The sequence below is a fragment of the Methanomicrobia archaeon genome, assembly GCA_011049045.1.
Classification (GTDB): Archaea; Halobacteriota; Syntropharchaeia; order Alkanophagales; family Methanospirareceae; genus JACGMN01.
On sequence record DSCO01000014.1, the window covers coordinates 1 to 12,036 of the forward strand.

11 protein-coding genes are annotated in these 12,036 nt (G+C 56.2%); 8 read left to right on the top strand and 3 right to left on the bottom strand.

Features of this window, described 5'->3' with window-relative positions; translation table 11 throughout:
* Window positions 1-70 precede the first annotated feature (70 nt).
* Window positions 71-1,942, bottom strand: a complete 1,872-nt coding sequence (locus tag ENN68_01155; protein ID HDS44702.1) for a CoA-binding protein — start codon at window positions 1,940-1,942, stop codon at window positions 71-73.
* 451 nt (window positions 1,943-2,393) lie between these two features.
* Window positions 2,394-2,843, bottom strand: coding sequence for an ArsR family transcriptional regulator (locus ENN68_01160; protein ID HDS44703.1), 450 nt, complete (start codon window positions 2,841-2,843; stop codon window positions 2,394-2,396).
* A 153-nt stretch (window positions 2,844-2,996) separates the two neighbouring features.
* On the opposite strand from ENN68_01160, the gene ENN68_01165 reads away from it, so the two are divergent.
* From ENN68_01165 to ENN68_01195, 7 genes are all read left to right on the top strand, one after another.
* Window positions 2,997-3,491, top strand: a complete 495-nt coding sequence (locus ENN68_01165) for a hypothetical protein (GenBank protein ID HDS44704.1) — start codon at window positions 2,997-2,999, stop codon at window positions 3,489-3,491.
* A 264-nt stretch (window positions 3,492-3,755) separates the two neighbouring features.
* A complete protein-coding gene (locus ENN68_01170) occupies window positions 3,756-4,151 on the top strand; it encodes a DUF2111 domain-containing protein (GenBank protein HDS44705.1) in 396 nt (131 codons plus the stop codon).
* On the top strand, window positions 4,148-4,987 hold the full coding sequence (locus ENN68_01175; protein ID HDS44706.1) for a CBS domain-containing protein: 840 nt from the start codon (window positions 4,148-4,150) through the stop codon (window positions 4,985-4,987). Before ENN68_01170 ends, ENN68_01175 begins: the two co-directional genes overlap by 4 nt.
* A gap of 50 nt (window positions 4,988-5,037) precedes the next feature.
* The gene (mutL, locus tag ENN68_01180; GenBank protein HDS44707.1) at window positions 5,038-6,783 is read left to right on the top strand and encodes a DNA mismatch repair endonuclease MutL; all 1,746 of its coding nucleotides are present in this window, start codon (window positions 5,038-5,040) and stop codon (window positions 6,781-6,783) included.
* A gap of 61 nt (window positions 6,784-6,844) precedes the next feature.
* On the top strand, window positions 6,845-7,288 hold the full coding sequence (locus ENN68_01185; GenBank protein HDS44708.1) for a DNA-binding protein: 444 nt from the start codon (window positions 6,845-6,847) through the stop codon (window positions 7,286-7,288).
* Window positions 7,289-7,293: 5 nt separating this feature from the next.
* Window positions 7,294-8,529, top strand: a complete 1,236-nt coding sequence (locus ENN68_01190; GenBank protein HDS44709.1) for a molybdopterin molybdenumtransferase MoeA — start codon at window positions 7,294-7,296, stop codon at window positions 8,527-8,529.
* Window positions 8,530-8,757: 228 nt separating this feature from the next.
* A complete protein-coding gene (locus ENN68_01195) occupies window positions 8,758-9,603 on the top strand; it encodes a sulfite exporter TauE/SafE family protein (protein ID HDS44710.1) in 846 nt (281 codons plus the stop codon).
* 12 nt (window positions 9,604-9,615) lie between these two features.
* Here the strand turns inward: ENN68_01195 and ENN68_01200 are convergent, their stop codons facing one another.
* Window positions 9,616-10,224, bottom strand: a complete 609-nt coding sequence (locus ENN68_01200) for an ArsR family transcriptional regulator (protein HDS44711.1) — start codon at window positions 10,222-10,224, stop codon at window positions 9,616-9,618.
* 87 nt (window positions 10,225-10,311) lie between these two features.
* On the opposite strand from ENN68_01200, the gene ENN68_01205 reads away from it, so the two are divergent.
* Window positions 10,312-11,982 carry a hypothetical protein gene (locus tag ENN68_01205; protein HDS44712.1) on the top strand — a complete coding sequence of 557 codons (1,671 nt, stop codon included), beginning with the start codon at window positions 10,312-10,314 and terminating at the stop codon, window positions 11,980-11,982.
* Window positions 11,983-12,036: the final 54 nt, after the last annotated feature.

Genomic DNA, 12,036 nt, shown 5'->3' on the forward strand with positions numbered 1-12,036 from the left:
GTAGAGGATGCGCTCCTGAAGAGCCGGATGAGGGAAAACTTCACGTCCGGTTCTGTGAGGGGGCTCATAGTCACCCCGGAGCTATTACTCCATCAAGAGGTAGGCTATGAGCTCTACTCGACATACCACCAAGGCCAAACATGAGCAGCGGCCCGAAGTGCGCGTCTCGCTTCAGACCGATGATCACTTCACGCCCACCGTCGATCTCCTTCTGGACGAGCACGCCCTCAATGCGTCGCGCGCTCGTGTAACGTTCTGCCCGGTGCACAAGCTCGAAGAACGTTTCTCGTACCATATCACGTTCGATACCCAGCTTCACGCCGCCGACATCCGTTTTGTGCATGATATCCGGTGAGAGCACCTTCATCACGACGGGATAGCCGATGCGGTCCGCGATCACGAGCGCCTCATCCGCCGTTTTCGCGGCGCCGTATGGTGAGACGGGGATGCCATACGCCTCCAATACGGCGAACCCTGCGGATACCAACCCCATTCCCGTCTCCTCACGATCTCGCAGCGCCAGTATTCGCTCGACTGCGGATCGGTCAACGGTGAAGCGCGGAGGTACTGCCGATACCTTCGTGCGCCGTTCGCTGTACCTCATTACCGCGTAGAGCGCGTCTACCGCGCGCACAGGATCAAAATAATTCGTGATGCCGTGCTGCTTTAGCCGTTCCACGGTCGACGCGATCGCGTCAGCGCTCATGAAGACGGGTATAACCGGTGTGTGCTCATTCACCTTCAGGACGTGGTCGCCTGCGGTTTCAAATGCGATCGGCGCGGTTGGCGAGAGTATCGCGATGATCGCACCCACGCGATTGTCCGCGGCGACGATAGTAAGGGCATGAGCGAACTTCTCGGAATCCGCATCGCCACGTACGTCCACGGGGTTGTACACGTTCGCCAGATCCAGGGCGCGCAGATGCTCGATCGTCGCGCGATTGAAGGCGGCGAACGGGAGTCCAAGGCGCCCGATCTCGTCCGCAGCCATCACACCGGGGCCGCCGGAGTTCGTGACCACCGCGACACCGCCTGTAATGTGCCGGATACGCGCGAGGGTGAGCGAAAAGTCGAAGAGCTCGCTGATCGAGTTCGCTTCGATCACGCCGGTTTGACGGAAGGCTGTACGGTAAGCGTCAACGCTGCCGGCGATGCTCCCGGTATGGCTTGAGGCCGCCTTCGTGCCCGCTTCGGTCTTCCCGCTCTTCATCACCACCACGGGCTTCGTCTCCGAGATGCTTCGCGCGAGCTCCATGAACCGCCGCCCGTCGCGGATGTCCTCAAGATACATCGTGATCACATCGGTCTCGTCGTCCGTGGCCAGGAACTCGATAAAGTCGCTCTCGTCGAGCACCGCCTTATTCCCCTGCGAGACCAGCTTGCTCAGCCCCATCCTCGCCGGTATCGCCCAGTCAATGACTGCCAGGGCGAACGCGCCGGACTGGCTCAGAAATGCGATCTTTCCGCTCGCTGGCATCACCGTACCGAACGTCGCGTTCAGGCCCGCGTGCGTGTTGATGACGCCCAAGCAGTTCGGGCCGACGAGCTGAATGCCGTAGCGCTTGCTGATTCGGATGAGTTCGGCTTCAAGAACCGCGCCGTCTCGCCCCGCCTCTTTAAAGCCCGCGGAGATGACAATAGCGTTCGTAATGCTGCTGCTGCCGCACTGCTCAAGTAGTTCCGGGACATGGCAGGCAGGCACCACAATCACCGCGAGATCCACACGCTCCTCGATTCGGGTGACCGACGGGTAGCACGGAAGATCCAGTACCGCCGTGTACTTCGGATTGACCGCGTAAATTTGCGGGGGTGTCTCGCCGGCCGTCCTTGTAGAGTGGTGAACCGCACACACATTCCTGAGGATCGTGTTACCCACCTTGCCCGCTTTCGGTGTGGCACCTATTATCGCAATACTTCGCGGGTTGAAGAGCCGATCGAGCATGCTGTATAAGCGGAAGGTCTTTTCACGCCTTTAAAGTTGCTGATGGGCCTTACCAGCACTTACCGTGACCATGCCATGCATGCGCCCTTCGACTTCCGATGACTTCGGATGCTCAGAGATATCGTATGTGCTTTCCGCGATGCCGAACTTCTCCAGCGTCAGCAGAGGTTAGGAAACAAGTTGTCGCACTTCGCCCAGCGCTTTGCTGATCCCTTGATGTACCGTAGCCCTTGAGCGAGCAGCTGCACCATCCAGTATCGAGCCGGATGAGACAGCACAGGGCCTCCGTTAGCAACCCCTCTCCGAGTTCCATACCCCTCTCGTCCTGTACTGCCGGCAGAGACCGTTCGCTTTTGTTGGTTTGTTTGATCACATACCGAGAGCACCTCTTCTTAAGTCACCTGCGCTCGCGCGAATCTTGCTCCTTACGTTACGCACGACAAAGACGCACTCATCTTCTCAAAGCAGAGCTACGGATGACTGAGAGGATTCCCTTGAGCTCCGCGAGCACACCATCTGCTTTCCCTGTCGTCTGGTATTCTCGTGCAATGCACCCTTTCAGCACGGGCGGTAACGGCCGTCCGGTCTTGTCACCGACGACGCCTTCCGCTTCGAGCATGAGGAATTGATAGGAGATGCGCCCCTTCTCGGTGACCCCATATGCTACACTCACGCTACTCGATTTCCTCTGTTCGGAGCGATCGAGCCCAAAGGTTCCGGTAACGAAGCCGTGCTCCTCCAGAATGAGGAGATGATAGGAGATCAGGCGGCGGTCTTCGCCCAGCGTGTCAATGAGCTCCTGCAGGTTCAGAGGCCGCTCTGCGAGTAGCGCGGCCATCCGATACCGGAGGGGATGTAACAGAATGTGCGCCTCCTTGAGTAAGGTGTCCTCACGTTCCATGCCAGAGTTACGTTCTCACAGCATCTTATAAACTTTTCGATTTCTTCAGAAACTTTGCATAAAGTTACTTCTGTTGACCAATTCAACTCTGCGGGGAAATGAATACTAACCGAAAGCTATTTAAAGGGAACTCTCTCTGGTTCCACTTTCCTCATGGTGTTCGAATATCCGGATCAGGACGTGACTAAGGGGGATCTGAACGAGTGTGTTAGAGCGCTGGTGAATGAGCTATTACGCTCGGCACAACCTGACGGATCACTTCACGTAGTGGATCTAGACATCGGTCTCATCGTTTACCCCGATGACCTCTTGGCAAACTCGCCCGATGAGATACTGGAAGACCTCGTCTATCCGGTATATAGAGAGGATCTCACTAGTAACGCTTCACTGCTGGCCGAGGTGCATCTGAAAGAGACGGAACGGGGCTTGATGAGCAAGATGTTCGTGCGATTCCAGATCACTGAGCCTGCAGAAGTCGAGATTATCAAGGCGGAGATTTACGAAACGGAGTTCCTCGTCTCGGATATCGTGACGGTTAAACGTCGGAGAGAGTGCGAACGGCTGCTCGAAGAGCGGGCAGCACGTCTTTCAACAGCATTCAAAACGGCGATCATGCAGCTGATGGCCGAAAAGCGTGTTGCGAACTGATTGGATGGTGCTCCGCTGCATCTGCTTCAGTTGGATAGAAGCGTGCGTTCGTCTTTTCTCCCGGTAATCTCCCGCGATAGCTCACTATCCGCTAATCACGTTCGTTCAATGCGGTTTTCCCGGGCTTATGGTCCTGGAAGTTTTAAATAAGGGTGACGGTTTTTATTTACTACGTGCACTCTTCTCGGTGAGTGATACGTTAGGATGCAGTTGTTTCCCGCTCGATACCTCAGCGGGGATGTTCGGGAGAAGTGGAGAATATGCATGATACATGAAGATTCCACGGCGGAAGAACTCGCACCGATTGCCACAGCCGTGAATGAATTGCTGGTCATTCCGGTCACGATGCGGAGCAAGAATAAGCGGGGGGTCTGCGTCGAGAAGGGAAAAGTGCTCGAGTTCGAGTACTCCGGCCCTGTCCTGGAGCGCGTGCTGGCGGAAAATCGGACTATACGCACGACACCGCTTACCGGTAGGTATGCGCATGTACCGGTAGTTGTTGCTCCGATTCGAAATCCCGCAGGGGAAGCTGTTGCGGTGTTAGGTGTGGTGGATGTGGTCGGAACCGTGGATCTCGGTGCGTTATTCGCAGACTCACCCCGTGTCCTCGAGCAGATACGGTCGCATTCGAGCTACCCGCTAAAACGAGAAGAAGGATGAGAAGTATGCCCACGGAGGAAGATCAAAGAGAGCTGAAAGTTCGCGATGTGATGAGCCATCCCGTCATCACGGTAGACGAAGATGCACTGGTCACCGAGATCGTGAGGAAAATGGCAGAGCTGGAGATCGGTAGTATCGTTGTCACTGCGGATGGCAAGCCGGTCGGGATCGTGACCGAGCGAGACGTTGCTTTGAACGTGCTCCTTGATAAGCGGGCCGGTGAAGTGCGGGCAAAAGAGATCATGACCTCGCCGCTGATCTCGGTGGCACCGGATACGACGCTCGATGCGGCCAGTGAAATCGCGGCTGAGAAGCGCATCAAGCGACTGCCAGTCATCGAAAATGGCGTGCTCATTGGGCTCGTCAGTCTCCGCAATATTCTGACTCATAAGCCCGAGTATGTCAAACGATTCTATCCCCAGGTGCGCCTTTTGGCCAGCGGCTGGACGCTCGATCGACTCGAGCGCGAGTTGAGCGACTGCGAGATGTGCTTACGGGGTCAGAGTGACAGAAGCCTCAAGAAAGCACTGAAAGCGGTTTATGATGAACTGCAGGAGCTCGTCAGCACGTATTTCGATGATACTGAGCTCCTAGAGCTCTTTGCGCTCATCGAAGAGTTATATAACGATATTGCGGAAGAAGGCGACGGAGAAGAGGGCATTTCCGCTGAAGAGCAACGAAAACGGTTGGATGAGATCCTGCGGAAGTTCCGGCATGTCACGTATCTGCGCAAGCAGCAATCACTCACCAGCTTCGCCGGGGTTTCCCCTCGCTTTGGTGATTATCGACACCAAATCGCCAATCAGCCTCGCCTGCCCTATAAACGAACGCGTTAGCGAAGTTATCGAGCATGTGACTTACCGTGCCGGTATGACCAGGCTACGCTATGAGAAGCATTTTTACCCTTGAGGAGCAGACGATCGGTAAAATCGCTGCGGGTGAGGTCGTTGATCGTCCTGCATCGGTCGTAAAAGAGCTGATCGAGAACTCGATCGATGCGGGGAGCAGCCATATACGTGTGGAGCTGGGCAATGGCGGTAGAGCGCTTATCCGGGTCACAGACGATGGCGGTGGTATCAGCGAAGAGGATGTGGAGGTTGCCTTTGAGAAGCACGCGACAAGTAAGATAAAACAGATTGAGGATCTGCTATCGCTGCATACGCTGGGCTTCCGCGGTGAGGCGTTACCGAGTATCGCAGCAGTCTCACGGGTGTCCGTGAGTACACGGCATGCGAGCGAGGCTTTCGGCACCCAGCTCACCATTGCGGGTGGCGCGGTAAAAGAGCGGCGGCGCATCACGCGCGGGGTGGGCACGAGCATCGAGGTAAAGAGCCTCTTTTATAATCTCCCTGCACGAATCGGCACGCTCAAATCGAGATCCACGGAACTCCGGCACGTCGTCGACGTCTGCATCAACTACGCGGTCATCTACCCGGAGATCAAATTTGAGCTCATTCATGATAACACCCCCATCCTGACTACCCTTGGCACGGGAAGCATGCTCGATGCCATCGTTACCGCCTACGGCAGCGGCGTTGCGACCGCGCTGCTCGAGCTAAAGTCGCTCGCGAACCCAACTCATTCACTTCCACCGTTCACGCTCACCGGCTATATCTCGAAGCCCGTCCTCTCCTACAGCACGAAGGGACATCTCTTCACCTACGTGAATCAGCGCTTCGTGCGGAGCGAGCTCATAGAGCGCGCGATAAAGCGGGGTTATCTGTCACTGCTACCGAAGCACGCGTATCCCTTTGCGGTAGTTTCACTCATCATAGACCCGGGCGAGATGAATGTGAACATCCACCCCAAAAAGCACGAGATACAGTTCTACCATGCTGATGAGGTCTTTCAGCTCATCGCAAATGCGGTGACCGCCACGTTGCGTTCCGCGGATCTCATACCCGAGATGGCGCAACGCGAGATACGCAAAGCACCCCGAGCCGCCACGCTCTTTGGATTGCAAGAAGAGCGAAAACCGGCAACCATCAGTGTACAGACCTCGTTCCATGAGGTGTATCCTGAGACTGAGGGTGATGATCAGCGCGAAAGCACCGATCTAGACATTCTTCCTCTTCCGCTGTATCAGGTACTCGATAGTTACATTGTTGCGCAGAGCGAGACTGAGGACGTGCTTTTGATCGACCAACACGCGGCTGCAGAACGGATCACTTATGAGCGTTTGCTACTACGTTACGGCAGCCGAATAGAGCAGCAAGCGCTTTTGCGACCGCTCGTGCCAGACCTCAGTCCGCATCAACGCTACGTGCTCAGGGAGAATGAGGCGGTGCTCCGTGAGATGGGCTTCGATCTCGACCGTCTGGGCGATGACAGTTACGTAATCCGTGCGATTCCCATCGTTTTTCACGGCATGATCGGTGAAGCAGAGCTCCCGGAGGTCATGCTGCAGTTGGTGGATGAGTCCGGCAAACGTGAGGAGCGGATAAAGGTGCTCTTCAGTACCGCGGCGTGTAAAGCGAGTATCAAGGCGGGCGAGAAGCAGTCGTACGAGGCGATGCGCGAGCTCGTGGAGCGCTTGAAGAGGACGAAGATGCCGTTTACCTGCCCGCATGGGCGACCAACGATGATCCGGCTGAGCAAGAAGGAGATAGAGAAGCGGTTTAAACGCCGATAATGCGCTCCGGAGCACCACGTAACTTATTTCACGTTCCGGATCAGTTTAGGTTACGGAGACCGTGCCAGGGAAGAGCGTCATCGTGGACACCAATGCACTATTGATACCGGGGGAATTTGGCGTGGATATCTTTGCGGAGCTGGAGCGCCTGGGCTATACCGCTATTATCGTGCCCCGGTTGGTACTGAACGAGCTGGAGGCGCTCAGAGCAAGAGCGAGCTTGAAGGGTAAGGAGCGGAGAGCGGCCGCTGTCGGGTACGCGCTGTTACAGGATTACGTTCGTGACACGAACCGTAGACGCGAGCAGAGCGGATGCACCGTCGTGCTGGAGCCCGAGGTGGGAGCGGAAGGAGGAAGCGATACTGACACGGCTCTTATCCGCTTAGCGGCTCGTCGCGGGGCCGCAGTACTCACTAACGATGAGCTCTTGAGGCGGCGATTGACCGACGCGGGTATCGTCACGGTGTACCTGCGTGGAAGAACGATATTGGAGGAGCGTGAATAAGCATCATGAAACTATTTCGCACACTTATCTCCTATGATGAGGCGCTGCAGGTGGTGGTCGCGCATGCGCACCGGATGGGCGCGGAGATTATCAGGTTTGACGAAGCATTGAACAGAGTGCTAGCCGAAGACGTTCGTTCACCTGTTGATAGCCCGCCCTTTGATCGTGCCGCGATGGATGGATATGCGGTTCGGGGTGAGGACTCATTCGGAGCAACACCACGTACTCCAGTGACTTTGAAGCTGATACGATCCTCTTCAGAGGGCGAAAGCGGCCCTCAGGTGGCGTTAAGGACCGGCGAATGCGCGCCCATCGCGACCGGGATGCCGATACCAGAGGGCAGTAACGCGGTCGTTATGCTCGAGTATACCAAGGAACGGGGCGATATGGTGGATATTTACAAGCCGGTGACGCCCGGGAAGAACGTCTCCGCACGGGGCGAGGACGTGAAGAAGGGCGAAATCGTACTGAAAGCCGGGAAGAGATTCCGGCCTCACGATATCGGCTTGCTCGCCTCGCTGCGGCTCACGACGGTGCAGGTATGTCGGAAAGCGCGGATCGGTATACTATCGACAGGCGATGAGCTCGCTAATCCCGCGGAGCTAAACGATCTAAAGCTGAAGAAGATCGCAGATGCGAACAGTTACGTACTGACCGCGCTTACGCAATCCATTGCAAGCCCCTATCGCATCGGGATTGTACGCGACGATTACACCGCGATACTGAACAGTATACGGCAGTCGTTGGACGGTACCTGCGATGTGCTCCTGGTGACCGGGGGCAGCTCAGTCGGCTCCCGGGACTACGTCGCGGACGCGGTAGAAGAGCTGGGTGAGTTGCTCTTTCATGGCGTGGCTATTCGGCCGGGCGAACCGGTCGGGTTCGGCCTTATCAAGAGCAAGCCGATATATATCCTCCCGGGCTATCCAGTGGCGACGATCGCTGCGTTTGAGTTGCTCGTTCGGCCGTTCCTTTACGCCCTGCACGGTCTCGCGGATGAACGCCGAATCATTGGTGCAACTGCACGCAAGAAGATCCCGTCAACCGTGGGAAGAACTGATTTTGTACGGGTTCGGGTGCTTCGTGATGGCGACGATTATGCTGTGGAGCCCGTGCGCGTGAGCGGCTCGGGTATCCTCTCGAGCATGACGAAATCGAACGGTTTTGCGGTGATAGCGGCTAATAAGGAAGGCGTGGAGGAAGGTGATCGGGTAGCTGTAACCTGCTACAATGATCTGTAAGCAAAACCAGCTAGTTCCGCTCCTCCTTCAGGAACGAACAGAGAGATATAGCTCACCCCCCGCCAAAGGTGCTATCGATCGCGGCTGTGCAAACAAACATGAGTATACGACATTCATGACCGGACATTTTCAAGCTGAGACTTTTTCAATCTTGCTGCAGAGGGCATCCAAAAACGAGGCGAGTAGCAATCCTAAAGAACTGTGAACTCTTTGTTTCATACAACAAACATGGAACTGCTGATCGCGCTCATAATCCTTGCCGTGACCGGGATCGCGGTGGGCTTCGGTGAAGGGCTGCTCGGAATTGGCGGGAGCTTCATTATGGTTCCCGTCGTGTATTGGCTCCTCACGGCAATGGACGTGACTTCTGATACCGCGATCAAGCTTGCCTTCGGCTCCGCGCTGCTTGTGGTCTTCCCTACCGCGATCAGCGGCACCTGGATACATACCAGGAAGCGTGCGGTATGGTGGAAGGCCGCGCTCGTTATGGGGCTCTTCGGATCGCTCGGTGCGCTTACCGGCTCCACGATCACCGCCCAATTCCTCACTGCAGCGATCTTGAAACCGCTCTTCGGGATCGTACTCGCCATCGGTGGTATTCAGATGGTGATCGGGAAGCTGCACGGGGCTGAGGCGGGAGAAGAAGAAGCGGAGCTGAAGACGCGGCCGCTTGCTTGGGCGCTCACGGGCCTTAGCGTGGGCCTGCTCAGCGGCCTCATCGGGATCGGCGGTGGGACCATCATGGTGCCTGCGCTCGTTATGGGGCTCAAATTCAAGCTGCACCACGCGATAGGAACCTCGCTTGCCGTGATCATCTTCACGAGCTGTAGTGGTGCGCTTGGCTACCTCCTCAACGGGCTTGCAGTCCTCGAGCTCCCACCGTACTCCGTGGGCTACCTTAATCTTTTCATCTTCGCCTGTTTGGCGGTGACCAGCATCCCGGTCGCGCAGCTCGGAGCGCGTACGGCGCACATCGTACCCGCAAGGGAGTTACGGTATCTCTTTGCTGCGGTGATGTTCTACATCGCGTTCAGGATGATCTACTCCAGTACCCCCCTGCTCCTGCCGTTCTGATAATTTCAAGAGCTATTTCGTCTGGATGACAAACGAGCAGTATCGGTCACCTCGTGCGATGCAATCTCGCATCGTCACGGGAGTATCGAGCAAGGTCTCAATGAACTTCGCGTTGAACGTGCAAATGATATCACCGAACTCCATCGCGACCTTGTAGAGGAGACAGTTGTATTCCTTAAGTATTGTATGGCCATTTTCGCGCGCCAGCTCAGCACAGCACCCCAGCTCGTTCAACACATTCATGAGCTCATGCACGTTGCCGTCGTGCCCCACCCGCTCTTTGAACTTCGCTGCGTGCTGCGCCCCCAACCGACCCATCAGTGCTTGCACGTCCTCAGGGCCTTCACGCGCGAGTATATCAGCGATAATCCTGGTTAGGACCTGGTAATAGGCCTTGGGGAAGTATTCTTCACCTTCTGATGAGAGCGAATAGAAGAGCTTTGGCCGTCCAACCTTCTTGTGCACGGGCGTACGCGCCACGAGCCCATCGCGCTCGAGGATCGCGAGATGCTGCCGAACGGCGGTGGACGAGATGCCCAGTTGCGAACTTAATTCATCGACGCACGCCTCCTGCCGCCTCAGCACCTGCAAGATATCAGACCGGGGATCGCCCTGCTGCATGATCTGAAGTAGCGTGTCGAGTATTTAAATTTATCTATTCCTCCGGGCAAATATTTTTTATAGTTTAAAATATAAAAATATAATTAAATGGAGAAAACGGCCGTGACGCGCGAAGCGATTCACCTCCGTGACTTCCCGCCCTTTATCAGGTTCGAGCTTACCGCGAGCTTCCGGCGGAGAGTCTTTTCGCACTTCACTGACCGGGTCGGTCAGCTCGGTGTAGATCTCTCACCGGATGATTTCTGGCGCGTTACAGAGTCCGAATTCGAGACCTCACGGTACGAATTTGTTCTGGGCCCGCTGCGTGGGAGGATCGTTAAAAAGCTCGACCAAGGGCCTTTTACGACCAAAGCGATTCTGAAGAGCGCCGCCCATTTTTCGCCGTATTCCGTCTACCACGCTTTGGCCTGGCTCCGCGAGCACGGGCTCGTGGAGAAGCGCGCGGGTGAGTGGGTGATTGGAACGGACTATTTCGCCCGTGTGCACGTCGCCGATCTCGCGCGGGCGCTCGACCTACGGTACGAGGGACGGCGCCGGAAGAATGCGCTTTCCCTCAGGGATCTGGAGATGGCGATCTACCTCTGGCCCTGGTACGAGCGTGTCATGGAACGGAATGAGCACGGTACAGCGGTCTACGCCGCTTACGGGCGGAGCTACCCGGATCACTTCTCGCTCGCGCGAGCGGTCAAAGCATGGGAGAGAGGTGCGATCAATATACCGCAATGGGCACTTATCGCGATCACCGACCTCACCGGCCACGACGCCGAGGAGCAGGGAGCCATTGCGAGCTATTCAATCCCGCCGGGTGTTAAAATCGTTCCGTATTACAAGAACCGGTACAAGATCCCGCTCGAACTCTCCCCTGATTTCGACGTTATTGCGCTCCGTATGCTTCTGAAATGCTCCGAGGACGGCGTCATTCACCCGCGCAAGTACCGGAAGACGGTCTTCAAGAATCTCTACCACACCTTCGGGCTGTTTCACAGTACTCGAATACCCTGCAGTATCCGTGAGATCGTTGCACATCATTATCGCGTCCCTGCGGATGCGAGAGCCTCGTTCAGGCTTCCCGAGCGTATGAAAGCGCAGTGGGAATCGCTGCCGCAGCTTGAACGTGAGCTGGCGCAGATACTGGTGCTCGAGATGCTCTTCGAGCTTGACAAACCGCGTCGAACGTATGAGCTCATCTCACGATCAGCGGGCTTTCTAACGGATATCTCACTCATGGTGAAGGAACTGGGCCTGGGGGAACTGCGTATCCACAAGCGACGGGACCGACCCCATTATCGCACCTATCTGCCCAAATCGGTGAAGGATAACCTTGAGCGGTTAAAGGATGATACCGAACGGCATAAAATTGAGCGTGGTGTGGAGTTTCTCAGCGAAGACGCGCGTGTCGAGCTCTTCCATCGGGTTAAGGACAAATGGGGCGAGCGGGGCGTGAACATTATAGCCAATCTCTCGATGGATGCGGGTGTCCGTGATTTGGACCTTGCCCGATCCGCTGGCGTCGCTCCCAAAGAGGTACGAAAGCTCCTCTACGAGTTGAAAGACCGCGGCCTCATTATGGATGTCCGCGAGGAAACCCCGACGCTCGTTGAATATTACTACTATCTCTCTGCCGCGGGGATCACGAAATTCGTGGCCACGAATCGCGGTCCGGGGGAGGCAAGAAGAGAAGAGGAGTTCACCTATCCGTTTCCCGAGGAATTCGCGTATTACCAGCGACGCAGAATATTCTCAGAAGCAGCCAAGTAAGGGTGAGCCGCCGCTTCTGCAGGGCAACGGGGCGCCTGATCCGGTATCAGTATC

Bases quoted from the DNA above. Each gene is read 5' to 3' on its own strand.
- ENN68_01200 (HDS44711.1), bottom strand. From the start codon at position 10,224: ATGCAGCAGGGCGATCCCCGGTCTGATATCTTGCAGGTGCTGAGGCGG.
- ENN68_01155 (HDS44702.1), bottom strand. From the start codon at position 1,942: ATGCTCGATCGGCTCTTCAACCCGCGAAGTATTGCGATAATAGGTGCC.
- ENN68_01175 (HDS44706.1), top strand. From the start codon at position 4,148: ATGAGAAGTATGCCCACGGAGGAAGATCAAAGAGAGCTGAAAGTTCGC.
- ENN68_01170 (HDS44705.1), top strand. From the start codon at position 3,756: ATGATACATGAAGATTCCACGGCGGAAGAACTCGCACCGATTGCCACA.
- ENN68_01190 (HDS44709.1), top strand. From the start codon at position 7,294: ATGAAACTATTTCGCACACTTATCTCCTATGATGAGGCGCTGCAGGTG.
- ENN68_01160 (HDS44703.1), bottom strand. From the start codon at position 2,843: ATGGAACGTGAGGACACCTTACTCAAGGAGGCGCACATTCTGTTACAT.
- ENN68_01195 (HDS44710.1), top strand. From the start codon at position 8,758: ATGGAACTGCTGATCGCGCTCATAATCCTTGCCGTGACCGGGATCGCG.
- ENN68_01165 (HDS44704.1), top strand. From the start codon at position 2,997: ATGGTGTTCGAATATCCGGATCAGGACGTGACTAAGGGGGATCTGAAC.
- mutL (HDS44707.1), top strand. From the start codon at position 5,038: ATGAGAAGCATTTTTACCCTTGAGGAGCAGACGATCGGTAAAATCGCT.
- ENN68_01205 (HDS44712.1), top strand. From the start codon at position 10,312: ATGGAGAAAACGGCCGTGACGCGCGAAGCGATTCACCTCCGTGACTTC.